General features: G+C 73.2%; 1 protein-coding gene. It reads left to right on the top strand.

The annotated features are described in order from the left end of the window. A partial coding sequence (locus tag MJ783_RS20470; RefSeq protein WP_239312812.1) for an HNH endonuclease signature motif containing protein occupies positions 1-552 on the top strand: 552 nt, incomplete at both ends.

The following is a 552-nucleotide window of genomic DNA, read 5'->3' as shown; positions in this document are numbered from 1 at the left end:
GCGCGGACGCGCTGGTCGAGCTGATCGGCCGGGCACTGGACACCGGCACGCTGCCCACCCAGGGCGGGCAACGCCCCCACCTCACCGTCCTGGTCCCGCTGCCCACGCTGCTCGGAGAACCCGGCGCGCCACCGGCGGAGACCAGCTGGGGGCTACCGCTGCCCGCCGCCGTGCTGGCCCGGCTGTGCTGCGACGCCACGATCACCCGCATTCTCCTCGACCCGACCGGAGTGCCGTTGGACGTGGGCCGCACCCAGCGGATCGTGCCCCCCGCCCTACGCCGCGCCCTGGCCGCCCGGGACCGCTGCTGTACGTTCCCCGGCTGCGACCGGCCACCCGGCTGGTGCGACGCCCACCACGTTATCGAATGGTCACACGGCGGGCATACCGCCCTGGACAACCTCGTCCTGACCTGCGGCCATCATCACCGACTACTCCACCACAGCGACTGGCAGGTCCAGTTCGGTGCCGACGGCATCCCCGCATGGATCCCCCCAGGCTGGATCGACCCGACCCGGACTCCCCGGCGCAACCCCTTCCGCCGCACGATCC

Source organism: Protofrankia sp. Cj3, from assembly GCF_917627355.1.
Taxonomy (GTDB): domain Bacteria; phylum Actinomycetota; class Actinomycetes; order Frankiales; family Frankiaceae; genus Protofrankia.
This window is presented reverse-complemented; position numbering and strand designations above follow the sequence as displayed.